Raw genomic sequence first — 18782 nt, forward strand, 5'->3', positions numbered from 1 at the left:
CATACTTAACCCTTGAAACCTAGCGGAAAAATTACGCGTAGGTACAAGGGTTATTCCCGTTGTACCTACGCTTTGGCAAAGAGCCATGTAGGTATTTTTTATCTACATGGCTCTTTTTTTATTGCCAAAAATGCTAGTAAAAAATGATGTTTAAGCAAAACTTACTACAAAGGAGTTAACAAAAATGGAAACGAAAAAATGGGGATTATGGATTTTAACAGCTTTTGTTATCGGGAATATGGTTGGCGGTGGCGTATTTATGCTCCCAGCAAATTTAGCACACGTATCAGGTCCAATGGGATCTACACTGGCATGGAGTATTACAGGACTTGGTGTATTTATGATTGCACTCGTATTTGGAAATTTAGCAATTCGTAAACCAGAATTAAAAGCAGGACCACAAAGTTACGCCCAAGCAATGTTTACTTCTCAAAAGACAGGTAAAGTTGCAGGATATAGTATGGCTTGGGGATACTGGGCTGCTAACTGGGCTGCTACAGCATCTGTAATTATTTCCTTTGCAGGATATTTATCAACATTCTTCCCAGTTTTACAAAGTAAGCAAATTCTCTTTTCAACAAACGGATTTTCATTAGAACTTGGAAAAGCTTTAACCTTCATAGTATGTAGTATGATGCTATGGGGAATTCAATATATTCTTTCTCAAAATATTGATAGAGCCGGAAATATGAACCTTCTTGCAACAATCGCAAAAATCATCGGATTTACAATGTTTATTGTAATCACATTATTCATTTTCAATGCCTCTAATTTCGGGGACGGTCAAACATTTATGAATGAATCCGGACAACCTATTTCGTTGGGTGGACAAATAAATTCCGCTGCTATTGCAACACTTTGGGCGTTTATCGGTATTGAGTCAGCAGTTATGCTCTCTAACCGTGCAAAATCTCAGCACGATGTTAAGAAAGCTACGATTTTCGGATTAATCATCGCTCTTCTTATTTACATGGCAATTACTCTACTAACAATGGGCGCTCTTCCACAAGACGCTTTAAAAGAGTCTCAAAAACCATTAGTAGATGCATTAAATTTAGCAATTGGTACTAAAGGTGCTTATATAATGGCCTTACTTGCACTCGTATCTTTATTCGGCTCTACTGTAGGATGGATCGTTGTTAGCTCAGAAGTACCTTACCAGGCTGCTAAAAATGGACTTTTCCCTAAGTTTTTCAGTAAAACAAATAAAAAAGGTAGTCCTTCAAAATCATTATTTATTACAAATGTGATGACGCAAATTTTCTTATTCTCAACGATTTCTGGTACTGTTTCAGAAGCATATAATTTCGCTATTGTTGTAGCGACATTAGCATATTTAATCCCGTACCTTGTTTCTACCTTGTATCAGTTAAAATTAGTTATTACGGGGGAAACGTATGATATAATGCCGGGATCTCGAATAAAAGATGGAATCATTACTGCATTAGCATTTTTATATTCCATATGGGTTATTAAAACGGGAACTGCTGATTTAAAAACATTCTTCTTAGGCATTGGTTTGTTTGTATTAGGTCTTATTCTTTATCCAGTTTTAATGAAAGATTCACAAAAAAAACAATAAAAAAGAGAAGCTTTTCGCTTCTCTTTTTTTATTAAAAATCAGTTAATAACTTTTCTTTTAGTTCCCCTATATCTAACGGTTTCGCATAATAAAAACCTTGTACAAAGTCGCAACTCATTGATTTTAATAAACTTTCTTGTTCTACCGTTTCTACCCCTTCAGCAACCACTAATAAATTTAAACTATGGGCGATTTCAATAACCGATTTTACAATCGTTCGCTCTGGTTGTGCATGATCATAATGAAACTCACGAATAAAATTACGATCAATTTTCACAATATCAAGTGGTAGTTGTTTTAAATAATATAATGAGGAATACCCTGTTCCGAAATCGTCTAAAGCGATTAAAATTCCCATACTTCTTAATTCTTGTAATGTAGCAATAATATAATCAAAATGACGTACAGCTATACTTTCTGTTATTTCTAATATTAAACGATTTGGCGGAAACCCTGTTCGCTTCAATATACTACGAACAGATAAAATAAATCGCTTTTGCATCAATTGTTGTATTGATAAATTAACAGATAACTTCAGTCCCTCTTGATAATCTGGTAAAGTTTTAAACAGTCGACATGACTTTTCTAGTACCCAGTCTCCTAGTTTTATAATAAGTCCACACTCTTCAGCTACAGGGATAAATTCACTTGGTGAAATAGGACCTTCTTCTGTCTTACAGCGTACTAAAGCCTCAATACCAGTACATTTCTTTGTTTTCAAATCAATAATGGGTTGTAATGCCACTTTTAATTCTTCGTCACGAATCGCTTTTTGCAAAGCAAATTCTATTTTCATTCTACGGTTTATTTTCGCACGTAATTCATCTGTAAAGAAGCACGCCGCATTTCTTCCTTGCTCTTTCGCACTATACATGGCTAAATCCGAATTTTTTAATAACGTTTCAACGTCTTTTCCATCTTGCGGATAGGAACAAAGTCCTAGACTAGCTGAAATATATACTTCATGACCTTCAAGCATAAATGGCGCTTGAAAGCATGATAACACGGATGTCGCTAACTGCCTCATCTCATCATGTGTATGAGTTTTTGTTAACAGCACAAATTCGTCGCCACCAAGCCTAGCCAGAACATCTTTCTCTCCTAGCACATAATGCAACCGTGAAGCAACTTCGCTTAAAAGTAAATCTCCTATCATATGACCTAACGTATCATTCACTAATTTAAAACGATCTAAATCAAAGTAAATCATGCCAAACTCTATTTTCTCTGCAATCATCTTATTTACAGTCGTAATTAACTGTAAACGGTTCGGTAAACTTGTTAACGCATCATGATAAGCAAGTTCCCTATAACGACTTTCGCTTAATCGTAATCTTTGTTCTGCTTCTTTCCTACTACTTATATCATTTCGAATTGCAATAAATTGATAAGGTTCTCCCTTTTCATTTAAAAATGGAACAATTGTTGTTTTAACCCAATAATACGTACCATCTTTTGCTTGATTTCGAATTTCCCCTGTCCAGACTTTTCCACTCAAAATACGCTTCCATAGGATTTGAAAAAATGCTTTCGGATGATATCCGGAATTTAAAATACGGTGATCTTTTCCTATTAACTCTTCTCTTTTATATTTTGAGATTTTACAAAATTTATCATTCACATATGTAATAAGACCATTTCGGTCTGTAATAGCAACAATTGAAGACTCATCTAATGCTAATTTTAAATCTTGCAATGAAGAGTCATATAATGCATGACCTCTTTGTTCTAGCATGCGCACCTCTCCTTGCTTCCTATCTGACTAAAACACAACTCGTTTCTCTTCATAGAAATAGAGATATTTCATTTTCTAACAATACGCCTTTACATAAAATGAAACTTTAATCAGTGGGGGGTTGTCCATCCCCCACTGATTATTAGCCTTCACCAATCGGGCTTTTATCTCCCACCTAACTTCCTCACATTCACCGAATTTTGAGGTGGGAGTCTTACTGCCCGTTAATGCGGGATAAATCACAATTTTTTTCTAAATAGGCCGATTAAAATAACATAATATTATTTATAAAAAAAAGCAATATGGTGCTGTTTTAATTATAGTAGAAGCTTCTCATCTCTCTACTTATCTAAGCTTATTATACAGTATTCTCTTACATTCTTTGAATTTGTAAAGTGACAATTTCATCACTATTAGCCTCTGCTCCCTACTAATACGACCTCACACCTAACCTCTTTTATTTCATTAAATGTTAAGATGTAAATCTAACTGCCGATACATAATGAAATAGAGATTAACATACAAAATGCAACGATTCACGAATAATAATATAAAGTGAAACTTTAATCAGTGGGGGTTTTGTTCATCCCAACTGATCACCAATCGGGCTTTTACGGGTAGCAGGGCTTCCACCTAACTTCTTTGTTCCAGCTGAATATTGAGGTGGGGGTTTTACTGCCCACAAATAGCGGGATAAAGCCAAAATTTTCATTTAACATATTGAATTATAATAACAAAATATTAAAATATTTTCACCTTGTTTTTGGAAATATTTTATAAATAAATTATTAAACTAAAAAAGAGGATATCCTCTTTTTTAGTTTAATACTGATATGGTATTTGCTGATAACCCGGGTATGGCATTGGATATGGTGCTGGGTATGTTACTGGGTACGGTGCTGGATAGTAGCCTCCACCTGCCGCACCCGTTAATGCGCCAGCTGTAAGCCCACCTAACATGCCTCCAGCAAAACTTCCTGGAAAGAATCCTCCACCCCACGAGCCGCCACCCCAGCCGCCGCCGTGATGATGGTGGTGATGATCATAATGATTGTGTCCTCCATGGTGATTATGCCCGCCATTATGATGGTGTCCTCCATGATTATGACGATAATACAATCCGTTATTTTCTATATAATTCATTATTCCCCTCTCCTTTCCATTTTCTCACCTTAATAAGAATCCGCGTAATATGGATAACCATATCCTGTGCTTCATAATGTACCTGCTACAAATCCAGGAAAGAAACCTCATTCCCTTTTCTATATAAGGGGCAAGGTTTTTGTCCCCCCTACACTGATCATTAACCAGCAAATAGCGGGATAACAACGTAACAATATACTGTATGTAGGACAAATGCGGAAAGTATAGGACAAATGTCTATATTTTGTAAAAAAAACAAAACACTTTATAATAAGGATGTCAGATTATATCTTCTATTTAAGAAGTCTATATTTAAGAAAGATTAGAGGAATTATATAGAAATGAAGAAACCTATCGTTCAATTATTATTAATATTTACAATCGTATCTATCGTTCTTTTCCTATTAAATACATCGGTTATTTCGTTATATACGTTTGTTGGTGCTCTATGGTCCATCACAATCGTAGGAATTTCATTCGTTATTTTTATCGAAAATAGATCACCCCAAAGCACTTTAGCGTGGTTTTTAGTATTAGCACTTCTTCCTGTTGTAGGTGTACTTTTATACTCTATTTTCGGGCGTAGCCGTTGGAGAAGAAAAAAACATCTTCATCGTTCAGAAGAACAAAGAAAGTTATTCCGCGAAATATTAGAAGGAAGACGACTAGAATTATCACTCACAGTCCCATTACATGAACGTTCTATACATTTAACAGAAGTCGTACAAAAATTCGGAGGCGGGCCTGCCGCAGATAGAACGACAACAAAACTTTTAACAAACGGTGATCACACCTTTTCAGAAATTTTGAACGCAATCGAGAATGCAAAACATCACATACATATTCAATACTATATTTATAAATCTGATGAGATTGGTACAAAAGTACGAGATGCTTTAATACAAAAAGCAAAAGATGGTGTTATTGTACGCTTCCTTTATGATGGACTCGGAAGTAATACGTTAAGACGACGATTTTTACAACCTATGAAAAAAGCTGGAATTGAAATTGTCGAATTTGACCCTATTTTTTCAGCTTGGTTACTCGAGACCGTTAATTATCGTAATCACCGTAAAATCGTCATTGTAGATGGAGAAATTGGTTTTACCGGAGGGCTCAACGTCGGTGATGAATATCTTGGTCGCTCAAAAAAATTCCCTGTTTGGCGTGATAGTCATTTAAAAATAGAAGGAAAAGCATTGTATAAATTACAAGCCATCTTTCTAGAAGATTGGCTTTATGCGTCTAGTGGATTGAATACTTATTCTTGGGATCAATTTATGAATAGACACTACTTCCCAGGAAAAGAAATTCCGGATGCAGAAGGTGCGGTGCAAATTGTAGCAAGTGGACCAAGCTCAGATGATAAAAGTATTCGTAATACATTACTAGCTGTTATGGGCTCAGCCAAAAAATCTATTTGGATCGCTACACCATACTTTATTCCGGATCAAGAAACTTTAACATTATTACGCTTAAGTGCAATATCTGGAATAGATGTACGCATTTTATATCCTGGTAAGAGTGATAGTATTATTAGCGATCAAGCATCTCAATCCTATTTCACTCCACTTTTAAAAGCTGGTGCTTCTATTTACAGTTATAAAGATGGATTTATGCACGCAAAGATTGTACTCGTTGACGATAAAATTGCAACAATCGGAACAGCAAATATGGATGTACGTAGCTTTGAATTGAATTATGAAATTATTAGCGTACTATATGAATCAGAAACCGTTCATGATATTAAACGCGATTTTGAAGAAGACTTTAAACACTCCACTGAAATTAAATGGAACTCGTTCCAAAAAAGAAGTATCAAAAAACGAATATTAGAGTCCTTTATGCGACTCATTTCTCCTTTACTATAAGCAATCAATGTGATATTGATTGCTTTTTCTTTTATATTTCCCCCTTCTCCTTTTCTTTGCATACCATATTAAAACAAGTTATCATAAGATGTATTACTTTATGAAAATAATGTTAGGTGGGAAATACATGTTAGAACAATTTCATATACATTCTGATTTAAAACAGCAGCTTTCTACAATTCATGAAAAGAATAAACAAGAAGCTGGTGAAAATGCACATTTAATTGGCAAGAAAATATATAAAGCATCTGATAACAGCATTATTGAAGATGCCATTACAGCACTTTTACTTGGTAAAAACATTCTATTAAAAGGACCAACTGGTAGTGGTAAAACAGTACTAGCGGAAACTCTTTCTTCTTTATTCCAAAAACCAATGCATAGCATTAACTGTTCTGTCGACTTAGATGTAGAAGGTATTTTAGGATACAACACATTACAAACAAAAGACGGCGCATCTGAAGTTACGTTCGTTAACGGTCCTCTTATGAAGGCAATGAAAAACGGTCATTTCCTTTATATTGATGAAATCAATATGGCAAAACCTGAAACGTTACCACTTCTTCATGGTGCGTTAGATTACCGTAAAATGATTACAAACCCATTTACACAAGAAGTTGTATACGGTGATGACGAATATCGCGTAATTGCTGCGATTAACGAAGGTTATGTTGGGACAAGTGAACTAAACGAAGCGTTAAAAAACCGTTTCGTTATTATTGAAGTTCCTTACATTCAAGGTGATACATTAAAAGAACTATTACTATCTGAATCAAAATTAAATGATGTTGCAACAATTGAAAAGTTCGTTGCATTCGCAAGCGATCTTATGCCTTTAGCTCGTGATGGGCGCGTAAGTGAAGAAGCAGCTAGTATTCGTGGCATTATCGATGCATGTGATTTAGGTGTATATATTCCTGTTATGCGTGCAATTGAACGTAGTATTATCGCAAAATTAAACGATGAAACAGAACAAATGACTGTCCGTGAATTAGCAGAAAGTTATTTCTTTGAGGGATAATTCATGAGACAAATTTTTAGTGACAAAAAAATTGATGCGTCGCTGTTTCTACAAATGGAAAACTTAATGTATGCTCTTTTAAAAGAAGACGATGCCTATCTTGAGTATGGCTATAAAGCATACTACGACGAAATTGAAAAAAAGGTTGTCATTAGTCACTTTTGGGATGATCGAAAAGAAGAGGATACAGTAATCGGATTAAAAAGCGAAGTGTTCTTAAAGGCACTTGGTAATAAACATTACTCGGACATGACTTTAATTCGTTCTTATGCGATTGAGTTACAAGAATCGCCTCTAAAAAAGTTTTTAACACAATTATTTGTTCTATTAGAAGATTTACGTGTTGAGGAAATCGTCAAAAATTTACGTCCTGGCACAAAACATATTTTTAAACGCCGAAAAGAAATGTATCGCAATTACTTTGGCTCACAAAATGAAATAAATCGTGTTCGTAACTATCACGGTGATCGTCTATTTTGTCTATGCTATCTTTCATTAACGAGTGATAAATATGAAATGTTTAATAATGAATATTTCGAGCAAATTGAATCAATTTTGCATGAAACATTCCAAGCTCGTAATACGGAAGATATTATGTATATTGTTGAGAAAATTCGCTATCGTTTAGAAGGACTTCTTGAAAGTGATATGCTTAATAATTATTTCGGACATGCACCGCTTTATTTATCTGTGATTGCAGATGAGAAAGACAGTCGCGCTGAAAAATTAGCAAATGATGATACGCAGCTCCTAGATGACGATGATAACAAAAACAAAATGGATGAAAGCTTCTCGACATGGCACCGTGAAAATAAAAACAATGAAAACGAGAACTTTTTACGCTTTGATTTAGAAAGCGGAACAAAAACAAATATGATGGGTGATACTGCTCGTGAATCAGAAGATGGTGACCAAGCACTTGGTTCTGTACAAGGTACTTCCCAAAAAAGTACACAATCTAACTTTGATGGTGCTGATACAGAGGAAGCAAGAGCGTCTCATGCTTCTAGCCAAAACGACGGTGCATACGGCAAGTATAATGTGGGAGCTTCTCATACATTTAAAGAAGCTCGCAAATCGAATCCTGATGAGAAAAAAGATTACCAAGCTATCAAATCAGTCGTTAATAAAGATGTAAAAGAATTAAAGAAAATTATCGAAAAAACAATTGAAAACAAAACGAATGCAAACAGTGATAAATATTACGGAAGGCTTCGTAAGAAATTCCTTCGTATTTATACTGAAAAGCAGCCGCGTATGTTTTATAAAAAAGGACAAGAATCACAAGAGCTCGACGTTGCATTCCAACTATTAGTGGACTGCTCTGGTTCTATGTATAACAAAATGGAAGAAACGAAGAAGAGTGTGGTCCTATTCCATGAAGCTTTAAAATCTTTAAAAATCCCGCACGCTATTAGTGGATTTTGGGAAGATGCTTCTAGTGCTAAACCTGAAGATAAACCGAACGTTATCCATGAAGTTGTTACGTATAAAAACTCAACGTTACCAAACGTCGGTCCAGAAATTATGCAACTTCGCGAAGAAGAAGATAACCGCGACGGGTATATTATTCGTATCGTTTCCGAAAAGCTTGCGAAAAGACCAGAAAAACATAAATTCTTACTTGTCTTTACAGACGGTGAACCTTCTGCACTAGACTATCAACAAGACGGAATTTTAGATACGCACGAAGCAGTCAAACTTGCTCGTAAAAGTGGTATGGAAGTCATCGGCATCTTTATCGAAGAAGGCGAAGCGAAAGAAGCGACTTATCAACTAATGAAAAACATTTATAACCATCACTTCTTAGTTGCAAATCATGCTGAAGATTTACGCCTGAAGATTAAACCATTGTTGAAGAAACTATTACTGAAGACTATTGAATAGAAAAACAGGAGCCCCGAGGCTCCTGTTTTTCTTCGTTAACTTACTTTGTTTCTGGTTGAAACTTGTATGGAATGGAAACTTCTAATAATAATTCGAACCCTCCATCGTAGTATGGGAATCGCTCATTCGCAATTTTTCTATCTACCCACTCGATTGCGGAAATTTCTCCTTCATCTTCTGCACGAAGTTCACCTGTTACTACATTTGCTCGGAATGTAAAAAATAATGCATGATGTCCTTTCTCTTCAAAAAACTTCTCATTTAATGCGACAAGTCCACTGAGTGCGGCAGTTAAACCTGTCTCTTCTTTCACTTCTCTTACTAGTGCTTCCTCTAATATTTCACCTTTTTCAACAGCCCCGCCTGGCAATGACCAAACGTTTTGTTCTATATTATGTACCATTAATATTTTATCTTTTTCGCTATCGTGTACTAATGCATATACAACATCAACTCTTTGCATGTTGCTTTTCTCCCTTCCTAAAATAATTAAGAGCCAATTCCTAAGAATCGGCTCTTCCTATTAATTCATCACTAACTCAGCTGCAAGCTTTTTTTTTAACTTGGCTAACATATCAGTTGTCATTTTGTCTAAATCATATTCTGCTTTAAAGCCCCACTCTTTCATTGCTGCTGTTGCATCAATAGAGTTCGGCCAGCTATCAGCGATTGTTTGACGAGCTGGATCTACTGCGTAATCCATTGTAAAGTTCGGAATGTGTTTACGGATTGATGCTGCAATTTGCTCTGGTTCAAAGCTCATTGCTGTAATGTTAAACGCATTTCTATGAACTAGTTTATTTGGATCAGCTTCCATTAATGAGATGATTGCTTGTAAAGCATCTGGCATATACATCATGTCCATGTATGTTCCTTCTGCAATGTATGAGGTGTATGTACCTTTTTTAATCGCCTCATAATAAATTTCAACTGCATAGTCAGTTGTTCCGCCTCCTGGAGGAGCTACGTAAGAAATTAAGCCAGGGAAACGTACACCGCGCGTATCAACGCCAAACTTTTGATGATAATAATCACATAATAATTCTCCTGCTACTTTGTTTACCCCATACATCGTAGTAGGACGCTGAATTGTATCTTGTGGTGTATTATCTTTTGGCGTTGATGGACCAAATGCACCGATAGAACTTGGCGTGAAAAACTTACAGTTTAATTCACGTGCTGCTTCTAATGCATTTACAAGTCCACCCATATTTAAATTCCAAGCAAATAACGGATTTTTTTCTGCAGTTGCTGAAAGTAAAGCCGCTAAATGAATAATTGTATCTACTTCATTACGCTTTGCAATATCATGTAATTTTTGTCCATCCGTTACATCTAACGTTTCAAATGGACCAGACGTTACTACTTCACTGTCTGTTTCACGAATATCTGTTGCAATAACATTTGATGCGCCGTATACATCACGAAGTTTCATTACTAGTTCAGAACCAATTTGCCCTAAAGAACCGGTTACTAGAATTTTTTTCATTTTTCCCACTCCCCATTTGCAAGCTATTCAAAAGATGTCGTTAATTAAATGATACCCATTTCTTTCCCTACTTTTTCATACTTACGAATTGCTTCATCTAGCATTTCTTTCGTATGAGCTGCTGTAGGCATATTACGAACGCGTCCCATTCCTTTTGCTACGGTTGGGAATACGATAGATTTTGCGTATACGCCTTCTTCATTTAGACGTTTACTAAATTCTTGTGTTAATACTTCATCACCAATAATACAAGGTGTAATTGGTGTTTCACTTTCTCCAATGTTAAAGCCAAGTTCTTTTAACCCTTGTTTTAAATAGCGACCATTTTCCCATAAACGATCGTGTAACTCTGTGCTTTCCATTAGAATTTCAATTGATCTCATACAAGCAGCTGCATCAGCTGGTGTTAAAGCTGTTGAGAATAAGAATGGACGTGAACGCACTTTTAACCAATCGATTAAGTTTTGTTTCCCAGCTACATATCCACCAATTACCCCAATTGCTTTTGATAATGTACCAATTTGGAAATCAACTTTATCAGAAAGGCCGAAATGTTTTACAGTACCTGCACCTTTGCCAAGTACACCTGAACCGTGTGCATCATCTACATATGTCATTAAATCCAGCTCTTCTGCAATTTCAACAATCTCTGGTAATTTTGCAATATCTCCATCCATTGAGAAAACACCGTCTGTAATAACCATTAATTTATTATAAAGACCTGATTCTTTTGCCTCGATTGCTTTTTTGCGTAAATCTTCCATATCAGAATGCTTATAAACGATGATTTTCGCTCTTGATAGACGACTACCATCAATAATAGATGCATGGTTTAATTCATCTGAAAGAATCGCATCATTTTTATCCATAACAGCTGAAATCGCTGCCATATTACAGTTAAATCCTGATTGATAAGCAATTGCTGCTTCTGTATGTTTAAACTTTGCAATTGTTTCTTCTAATTTAATATGCAAATCTAAAGTACCGTTAATTGTACGAACAGCTCCTGCTCCAACGCCGTACTTATGAATTGCACCAATTGCTGCTTCTTGTAAGCGATTATCAGTCGCTAATCCAAGATAGTTGTTTGAAGATAAGTTAATATATTCTTTTCCGCCAAGTGTAATAATCGGTCCATTTGGACTTTCAAGCGGATCAATTACGTTATAAAGCCCCTTTGATTTTAAATCCTCTAAATTTTCTTCTAAAAAGTTTGCAAGTGTTTTACTAGACATCGTGAAGCCTCCCATCGTTCATGTAAGCGGATTATTATCTTAATAGTTATAATAATCCCTCTTCTAGCTTAACACGTTTTCAGAATTTATTATAGAAAAATAGTTTAAAGAAACCGCTTACAATTTTAGATTATATATGATTCATTACAAGAAATCTATCATTTACTTTTCATATTTGATAGAATTAAAAAAATATTTAGGAGGCTTTTAAAATGGCATTTACTGAATCTGATGTATATAATAACGAATCGTTTTTAGAGCAATATATGCAGCGAAGATATCGAGAAAATAGTCCAAACGAATCCCTTGAAAAACCAGCATTCTTTCAGCTCATTGGCAATGTAACAGGAAAACAAATCCTCGATTTAGGTTGTGGTGATGCTAAATTCGGCGAAGAATTATTAGAACATGGATGCCACTCTTACACTGGTATTGAAGGCTCCGAGCTTATGTATGAAAAAGCTAAAAAACAACTAGAAAATAAAAATGGCACCGTTCATTTTTTAAACCTCAAAGACTACACATACCCTCCTTCTACTTTTGATTTAGTAACATCTAGACTCGCCTTACATTATATTGAACACCTTGATATCATTTTTCAAAATGTGTTTCAAACTTTAAAAACAAACGGAACCTTCACCTTTAGCGTTCAACATCCCGTTATTACCTCTTCATTTGAAAGCTTGCAAACGAGTGGTAAAAGAACTAGTTGGCTCGTCGATGATTATTTCGAAACAGGAAAACGAGTTGAGCCATGGATTGATCAAGAAGTTATTAAATATCACCGGACTACGGAAGAATATTTTACATTATTACAACAAGCCGGATTTACGATTACAAGCTTAAAAGAAGCTACACCAAATCGAAACTGTTTTCAAGATGAAGAAGAATATGAACGACGTTTACGTATTCCCCTTTTTCTATTATTTTCTTGCCAAAAATAAAAAAGACGATGAATCCTCATCGTCTTTTTTCGTTATCTCATCGCCTGAACAGCCTCTTTAAATACACGTCTTCCTCTTCCATGCGGGATACAGAGCGGCGTCCCAAATAACGGATCAGCGCTTATTTGACACTCCATACGGAATACATCCCGAACTAACTTCTGGTCAATAACTTCTTCTGGTTTACCTTGCGCATATATTTGTTTATCTTGAATAGCTACAATGTTGTCTGCATAACGACATGCCAAATTTAAATCGTGCAATACCATAACAATCGTTCTTTTCTCTGTTTCATTTAATTCGAATAATAAATCTAACACTTCAATTTGGTGCGTCATATCTAAATATGTAGTCGGCTCATCAAGCAAAATAATATCTGTATCTTGTGCAAGGGTCATTGCAATCCAAGCACGTTGACGTTGTCCACCTGAAAGGGCATGAACATCACGCTCAGCAAATTCTGTCATACCCGTTGCAGCAAGCGCTTTTTGTACCATTTCCTCATCTTTTTCGGACCATTGCTTCAGCCATGTTTGATATGGATAACGTCCTTGCTTTACAAGTTGCAATACTGTAAGTCCTTCTGGAGCTTGTGGACCTTGCGGTAAAATTGCCATTTGGCGAGCAATTTGCTTCGTTTGCATACTTTGAATTGCTTGATTATCTAACAAAATGTCACCGGTTGTTGGCTTTAATAATCTAGCTAGTGAACGTAATAAAGTTGATTTCCCACAACCGTTAGAACCGATGAAGATTGTAATTTCCCCTTTTGGAATTTCTAAATTCAGCTCATCAATAATAATCGTTTCACCATACGACAGCGTCAAGCGTTTCGTCTCCAATGCTTTTTGCATATTCATCTCCCTTTATGAATTCCGACTTTTATAAAGTAAATAAATAAAATAAGGTGCACCAATTGCTGATGTAAATACCCCTACTGGAATTTCAAGTGGTGCGAAAACTGTACGCCCAATTAAATCTGCAGCGAGTACTAGAATTGCACCGATAATCGCCGCAACTGGGAGCAATGCACCGTAGAAAGAGCCAACTAATCTTCGCGAAATATGAGGTGCCATTAAACCAACAAATCCAATTCCTCCCGCAAAGGCAACTGCCCCGCCAATTAAAGCTGTACTAAGTAATAACATGAATACGCGTGACTTCGTTAAAGGAACACCCAGTCCTACCGCAATATCATCCCCTAACTCTTGAGCATTTAAATGTCTAGCCGCTATAAATGATATTACCGTTAAAATAAGAACCCACGGCGCAAGTATCATAACGTTTTGCCACGAAGAGCCATAAACAGTACCTGTGATCCATACATTCGCTTGACTTGCTTGATAAATTGGTGCTAACAACATAAATAAAGTTGTTGCTGCTTTCGTTAATGCCCAAAATCCAACACCAATTAAAACAAGACTAATCGGTGATAATCCATCATTTTTCCAGGCAAATAAATATACAAAAAACGCTACAATTGTTGCCCCAGCAAAAGCTGCTAGCGGCATATAATGAATGCTTACTGTTAACGCATTGTTTTTATCACTAAATATAGCTAAAAAGAGTACAACTGCAACACTTGCCCCGCCCGTAATTCCGATGATATCAGGAGAAGCAAGTGGGTTTCGAACGAGCCCTTGTAAAATACAGCCCGCTACCGCAAGCGCAATTCCTACGAGGATAGCAATTAAAATACGCGGCATACGAAATTTATTTACAACCATATTTGACATCGCATCACCATTTCCGGTAATCGCTTGCCATACGTCATAAGGAGCAATTTTCATATCCCCCATACCTGCACTCGCAAAAAATAATCCTATTAAAACAACTAGTAAACTCAATAAGACGAGACAAGCTCGTTTATACATTAAAAACGAGAGCTCGCCTTTTCCAATACGAAACGGAATATACTTCTTCATTTGCTAAGCCCTCTCTTACGTGCAATATAAATAAAGAATGGGGCCCCGATAAATGCTGTCATAACCCCTACTGGTACTTCTTGTGGCATAATGACATATCTTGCTGCTATATCAGCCAAGATTAATAGTATTGCACCTAACAATCCGCTATAGGGTACTCTCCATCTGTGATCTACCCCAACAAGAGCTCTTGCGAAATGAGGAGTAACGATGCCAATAAATCCAATTGGACCAGCAACCGCAACTGAACCACCAGACAACAGTACAATAATAAGTAACACGAATGATTTCATTAAAATTGTTCGTTGTCCGAGCCCCTTTGCGACATCTTCCCCCATCATTAATGTATTTACTTTCCCTGCCATCATAAAAGATGCAATCCAGCCTATTAATAAATACGGGAATACAGATTGTAAAATCTCTAACTTTCTTCCTTGCACAGATCCGGCAAGCCAAAATAACACTTCTTCAAATGCTTTTTCATTTAATACGAGTAACCCTTGTGTTAATGATGAAAATAAAGCGCTTATCGCTACACCTGCTAATGTTAACTTAAGAGGCGTTGTCCCTTCTTTTCCTAAAGAACTAGAGGCAAATACAAGTACTGCTGCAACTGCCGCTCCTAAAAAGGCAATCCATGTGAAAGCTGATAATGATGTCACGGAAAAGAGTACAATTGCTACAACTATAAAGAACGCAGCGCCTGAATTTAATCCAATAAAATCTGGAGAAGCAAGCGGATTCTTTGTTAAAGTTTGCATTAAACAACCTGCAATGGCTAAACTAGCACCAACACTTGCTGCAATTAACGCCCTTGGTAGACGCACATTTTGAATAATAATATGCTCATTTGAACCATTAAAATGGAAAAAAGCATCTAAAGCTAATTTCCAACTCGTATTTGTATATCCGAAAATAATACTTCCCCAAATACAAATAACGACTGCAATGATTCCAGCAAATAATCCAATCCATTTTGCTTGATTTGTTTTTAATAACATGCAGCGTTTCCCCTTCAATGTATAATGATACGTTGTAAGTGTATTTCAACTTAATTCTCATTGTCAACGATAATGAGAACTATTTTCAGTAATATATATTGACAATCCAAAGATAAAGGCTTAACATCATGCTTGCTATTGAAAAATATTCTCAACATGTAGGGGGTACATAATGAATTTCATGCAAAAGAAATCGTTTACAGTATTTGTATTTTTACTAGCTTTTTCACTTCTTTTAAGTGCTTGTGGAAAATCAAATAACAAAGAAGAATCAACAAAAGAAGATAATAAAAAAGAAATGATTACGGTTGAGCACGCAATGGGTAAAACAGAAGTTCCTGCCAATCCAAAACGTGTAGTTATTTTAACTAATGAAGGAACTGAAGCTTTACTCGAATTAGGTGTAAAACCAGTTGGGGCTGTAAAGTCTTGGACTGGTGATCCGTGGTATCCACATATTAAGGATAAAATGAAAGATGTAAAAGTTGTTGGCGATGAAGGACAAGTTAACGTTGAAACTATCGCTTCTTTAAAACCAGACTTAATTATCGGTAACAAAATGCGCCACGAAAAAGTGTATGAGCAATTAAAAGCTATTGCACCTACTGTTTTCTCGGAAACATTACGTGGTGAATGGAAAGATAACTTCAAATTTTATGCAAAAGCTTTAAATAAGGAAAAAGAAGGTCAAAAAGTTTTAGCTGATTACGGAAAACGTATGGAAGATTTAAAAGGCAAACTTGGTGATACAGTAAATCAAGAAATTTCTATGGTACGCTTTATGCCTGGTGATGTTCGTATTTATCATGGCGATACATTCTCTGGTGTTATTTTAAAAGAACTTGGATTTAAACGTCCTGGAGATCAAAACAAAGATGATTTCGCAGAACGTAACGTATCTAAAGAGCGTATTTCGGCAATGGATGGCGATGTATTATTCTACTTCACATTCGATAAAGGCAATGAGAAAAAAGGTTCTGAACTAGAAAAAGAATATATAAACGACCCTCTCTTTAAAAACTTAAATGCAGTAAAGAACGGAAAAGCATACAAAGTTGACGACGTTATTTGGAATACAGCTGGCGGTGTAATGGCTGCTAACTTACTACTAGACGACATTGAAAAACGCTTTGTTAAATAATTTCATTGTAACCAGCTCCCTCTTTTATGGAGCTGGTTTTTTCATTTCACTGAAGTGTCACATTATTTCATTTTGTATTTTTATTCCCGATATGTTATATTATAAAAGTAAATATAGTATATTTTCTCTATATCAGAATAAATATTTTAATCTAAATTTTCTGATTTATCACTATTTTACTTTATTTTAGAATTCAATTACTACATTTGAAAACGCTTATTATCTTGTTTTCAGGGAAAAATATAATAACGGTTGAAGAAAAATAGATTTTTTCATAAATTTTCTTGCTATTTCCATATAATTCTATTGACTTCTAAATATTTTGTGAATTAAAATAATTACATAAATATCCGTTATACAGGATTAGGGGGAAACAAACATGGATGCAGCTTTAAAATTAGACAAAGCTGGAGAGCAACAATCACCAAAAAAACATCCACCAGGATTATATTTGTTGTTCTTTACAGAGGCATGGGAAAGATTTAGTTATTACGGAATGCGTGGCTTATTAGTTCTTTATTTAACAACGAGCTTAGTAAGTGGCGGTTTAGGCTTTGATAAAGCAGTTGCTGTACAGATTTACGGTATTTTCACAATGTTAGTATACTTCACACCTATTATTGGTGGTTGGCTAACTGACCATTTCATTACGAAACGACACGCCATTACCATCGGCGGTATCATTATGGCACTTGGTAACTTCGTACTATTTTCAATGAACACGAAAACTGGACTATTTTTAGGATTAGGATTATTAGTTATCGGTAACGGATTCTTCAAACCAAATATTTCGACTTTATTAGGTCAATTATATAGCGACAACGATTCTCGTCGTGATAGTGCCTTCACTATCTTCTATATGGGAATTAACTTAGGAGCTCTTATCGCTCCATTCATTTGCGGTTATTTCACAGATTATAGATACGGTTTCTTAACAGCTTGTATCGGTATGATCATTGGACAGATTGCATTTAACTTATTAGCACCTCGTTACTTAGGATCAGCTGGAACAACTGTTGTCGGTAAAAAATCTAAAGAACAAAATGCAAAACCTATTGAGAAAAAACCTTTAACAACACAAGAGAAAAAGCGTACAACTGCAATTTTAATTTTAACTTGTTTCGTTGTATTCTTCTGGGCAGGATTTGAACAAGCTGGTAGTTCTTTAACACTTTACACAGATAAGTTCGTGGATCGTACAATTGGTGGATTTACAATTCCAACACCTTGGTTCCAATCTGTAAACCCACTATTCATTATCTTACTAGCATTACCAGTTTCTGCATTATGGATTAAACTTTCAAAAACAAAAAATGGTGATTTAAAAATCCCTACAAAAATGGCTTTTGGTATGATTTTACTAGGAATCGGGTACTTAGTTTTAACTTTAGCTGTTCTAAAAACTGGTAGCGATGAAGGTAACATTACAATGAAAGCAAATTTACTATTCATTGTATTCACTTACATGTTCCACACAATCGGTGAATTATTCTTATCACCAATCGGATTATCTATGGTAAGTGCAATCGCACCTCTTAAATTAGCATCTTTATTAATGGGTGTATGGTTAGCTGGTACTGGCTTTGCAAACTTATTAGCAGGACAATTAGCTGCTTTCACTCAATCTTTAGGATATTTAGAAGTATTCGCAAGCATCGGTGTTATCGTAATCGTGCTAGGATTAGTACTTCTTATGTTCTCTAAGAAAATTGCACATATGATGGAATAGTAAATAAAAAAGACGCTTCTACAATGAACTGTACCCCGAATCATGGACACTTAAAAAAAGCCCCATGATTCGGGGTTTT

At 35.6% G+C, this 18782-nt stretch carries 15 protein-coding genes; 7 read left to right on the forward strand and 8 right to left on the reverse strand.

Annotated features, from left to right (window positions below; translation table 11 throughout):
- Window positions 1-184: 184 nt before the first annotated feature.
- A complete protein-coding gene (locus tag CQ058_RS20210; protein WP_002188282.1) occupies window positions 185-1582 on the forward strand; it encodes an amino acid permease in 1398 nt (465 codons plus the stop codon).
- A 31-nt stretch (window positions 1583-1613) separates the two neighbouring features.
- On the opposite strand, the gene CQ058_RS20215 is transcribed toward CQ058_RS20210, so the two are convergent.
- Both CQ058_RS20215 and CQ058_RS20220 read right to left on the reverse strand, forming a co-directional pair.
- Complete coding sequence (locus tag CQ058_RS20215) at window positions 1614-3317, reverse strand: putative bifunctional diguanylate cyclase/phosphodiesterase (RefSeq protein ID WP_002010499.1); 1704 nt, start codon at window positions 3315-3317, stop codon at window positions 1614-1616.
- Window positions 3318-4139: 822 nt separating this feature from the next.
- The gene (locus CQ058_RS20220) at window positions 4140-4460 is read right to left on the reverse strand and encodes a hypothetical protein (protein WP_002188278.1); all 321 of its coding nucleotides are present in this window, start codon (window positions 4458-4460) and stop codon (window positions 4140-4142) included.
- A 341-nt stretch (window positions 4461-4801) separates the two neighbouring features.
- On the opposite strand from CQ058_RS20220, the gene CQ058_RS20225 reads away from it, so the two are divergent.
- The 3 genes from CQ058_RS20225 (at window position 4802) to CQ058_RS20235 (ending at window position 9239) form a co-directional block, all read left to right on the forward strand.
- The gene (locus CQ058_RS20225) at window positions 4802-6331 is read left to right on the forward strand and encodes a cardiolipin synthase (RefSeq protein WP_002188277.1); all 1530 of its coding nucleotides are present in this window, start codon (window positions 4802-4804) and stop codon (window positions 6329-6331) included.
- Window positions 6332-6458: 127 nt separating this feature from the next.
- On the forward strand, window positions 6459-7352 hold the full coding sequence (locus CQ058_RS20230) for an ATP-binding protein (RefSeq protein WP_000892986.1): 894 nt from the start codon (window positions 6459-6461) through the stop codon (window positions 7350-7352).
- A 3-nt stretch (window positions 7353-7355) separates the two neighbouring features.
- Window positions 7356-9239, forward strand: coding sequence for a vWA domain-containing protein (locus CQ058_RS20235; protein WP_002029726.1), 1884 nt, complete (start codon window positions 7356-7358; stop codon window positions 9237-9239).
- Between the two features lie 40 nt (window positions 9240-9279).
- Here the strand turns inward: CQ058_RS20235 and CQ058_RS20240 are convergent, their stop codons facing one another.
- Genes CQ058_RS20240 through CQ058_RS20250 form a run of 3 tightly spaced genes read right to left on the reverse strand, consistent with a single transcriptional unit; the run spans window position 9280 to window position 11963 of the window.
- Window positions 9280-9702, reverse strand: coding sequence for an NUDIX hydrolase (locus CQ058_RS20240; RefSeq protein ID WP_002188276.1), 423 nt, complete (start codon window positions 9700-9702; stop codon window positions 9280-9282).
- A gap of 60 nt (window positions 9703-9762) precedes the next feature.
- Window positions 9763-10728 carry an L-threonine 3-dehydrogenase gene (locus CQ058_RS20245; RefSeq protein ID WP_002188273.1) on the reverse strand — a complete coding sequence of 322 codons (966 nt, stop codon included), beginning with the start codon at window positions 10726-10728 and terminating at the stop codon, window positions 9763-9765.
- Between the two features lie 44 nt (window positions 10729-10772).
- Window positions 10773-11963, reverse strand: coding sequence for a glycine C-acetyltransferase (locus tag CQ058_RS20250; protein WP_105589946.1), 1191 nt, complete (start codon window positions 11961-11963; stop codon window positions 10773-10775).
- 212 nt (window positions 11964-12175) lie between these two features.
- Here CQ058_RS20250 and CQ058_RS20255 point away from each other — a divergent pair, with 212 nt between their 5' ends.
- Window positions 12176-12907 (forward strand): class I SAM-dependent methyltransferase, encoded by a 732-nt coding sequence (locus CQ058_RS20255; RefSeq protein WP_002090994.1) that lies wholly within the window; start codon window positions 12176-12178, stop codon window positions 12905-12907.
- A gap of 32 nt (window positions 12908-12939) precedes the next feature.
- Here CQ058_RS20255 and CQ058_RS20260 read toward each other — a convergent pair whose 3' ends face one another.
- The 3 genes from CQ058_RS20260 to CQ058_RS20270 are packed head-to-tail and all read right to left on the reverse strand — an operon-like array spanning window position 12940 to window position 15833.
- Entirely contained in the window at window positions 12940-13761 is an 822-nt protein-coding gene (locus CQ058_RS20260) for an ABC transporter ATP-binding protein (RefSeq protein WP_002188271.1), read from the reverse strand.
- A gap of 12 nt (window positions 13762-13773) precedes the next feature.
- On the reverse strand, window positions 13774-14832 hold the full coding sequence (locus CQ058_RS20265; protein WP_002188270.1) for a FecCD family ABC transporter permease: 1059 nt from the start codon (window positions 14830-14832) through the stop codon (window positions 13774-13776).
- A complete protein-coding gene (locus tag CQ058_RS20270; RefSeq protein WP_002188269.1) occupies window positions 14829-15833 on the reverse strand; it encodes a FecCD family ABC transporter permease in 1005 nt (334 codons plus the stop codon). Before CQ058_RS20270 ends, CQ058_RS20265 begins: the two co-directional genes overlap by 4 nt.
- Window positions 15834-16005: 172 nt before the next feature.
- Between CQ058_RS20270 and CQ058_RS20275 the strand changes: the two genes are divergently transcribed.
- Both CQ058_RS20275 and CQ058_RS20280 read left to right on the forward strand, forming a co-directional pair.
- On the forward strand, window positions 16006-16974 hold the full coding sequence (locus tag CQ058_RS20275; protein WP_002125165.1) for an ABC transporter substrate-binding protein: 969 nt from the start codon (window positions 16006-16008) through the stop codon (window positions 16972-16974).
- A gap of 379 nt (window positions 16975-17353) precedes the next feature.
- Complete coding sequence (locus CQ058_RS20280) at window positions 17354-18703, forward strand: peptide MFS transporter (protein WP_002140345.1); 1350 nt, start codon at window positions 17354-17356, stop codon at window positions 18701-18703.
- The last annotated feature ends 79 nt before the right edge of the window (window positions 18704-18782 follow it).

It is taken from the genome of Bacillus sp. MYb56, assembly GCF_002976445.1.
Taxonomy (GTDB): Bacteria; Bacillota; Bacilli; order Bacillales; family Bacillaceae_G; genus Bacillus_A; species Bacillus_A mycoides.

Bases quoted from the DNA above. Each gene is read 5' to 3' on its own strand.
- CQ058_RS20235 (WP_002029726.1), top strand. From the start codon at position 7,356: ATGAGACAAATTTTTAGTGACAAAAAAATTGATGCGTCGCTGTTTCTA.
- CQ058_RS20225 (WP_002188277.1), top strand. From the start codon at position 4,802: ATGAAGAAACCTATCGTTCAATTATTATTAATATTTACAATCGTATCT.
- CQ058_RS20230 (WP_000892986.1), top strand. From the start codon at position 6,459: ATGTTAGAACAATTTCATATACATTCTGATTTAAAACAGCAGCTTTCT.
- CQ058_RS20240 (WP_002188276.1), bottom strand. From the start codon at position 9,702: ATGCAAAGAGTTGATGTTGTATATGCATTAGTACACGATAGCGAAAAA.
- CQ058_RS20255 (WP_002090994.1), top strand. From the start codon at position 12,176: ATGGCATTTACTGAATCTGATGTATATAATAACGAATCGTTTTTAGAG.
- CQ058_RS20275 (WP_002125165.1), top strand. From the start codon at position 16,006: ATGAATTTCATGCAAAAGAAATCGTTTACAGTATTTGTATTTTTACTA.
- CQ058_RS20270 (WP_002188269.1), bottom strand. From the start codon at position 15,833: ATGTTATTAAAAACAAATCAAGCAAAATGGATTGGATTATTTGCTGGA.
- CQ058_RS20260 (WP_002188271.1), bottom strand. From the start codon at position 13,761: ATGCAAAAAGCATTGGAGACGAAACGCTTGACGCTGTCGTATGGTGAA.
- CQ058_RS20245 (WP_002188273.1), bottom strand. From the start codon at position 10,728: ATGAAAAAAATTCTAGTAACCGGTTCTTTAGGGCAAATTGGTTCTGAA.
- CQ058_RS20210 (WP_002188282.1), top strand. From the start codon at position 185: ATGGAAACGAAAAAATGGGGATTATGGATTTTAACAGCTTTTGTTATC.
- CQ058_RS20215 (WP_002010499.1), bottom strand. From the start codon at position 3,317: ATGCTAGAACAAAGAGGTCATGCATTATATGACTCTTCATTGCAAGAT.
- CQ058_RS20265 (WP_002188270.1), bottom strand. From the start codon at position 14,832: ATGAAGAAGTATATTCCGTTTCGTATTGGAAAAGGCGAGCTCTCGTTT.
- CQ058_RS20250 (WP_105589946.1), bottom strand. From the start codon at position 11,963: ATGTCTAGTAAAACACTTGCAAACTTTTTAGAAGAAAATTTAGAGGAT.
- CQ058_RS20220 (WP_002188278.1), bottom strand. From the start codon at position 4,460: ATGAATTATATAGAAAATAACGGATTGTATTATCGTCATAATCATGGA.
- CQ058_RS20280 (WP_002140345.1), top strand. From the start codon at position 17,354: ATGGATGCAGCTTTAAAATTAGACAAAGCTGGAGAGCAACAATCACCA.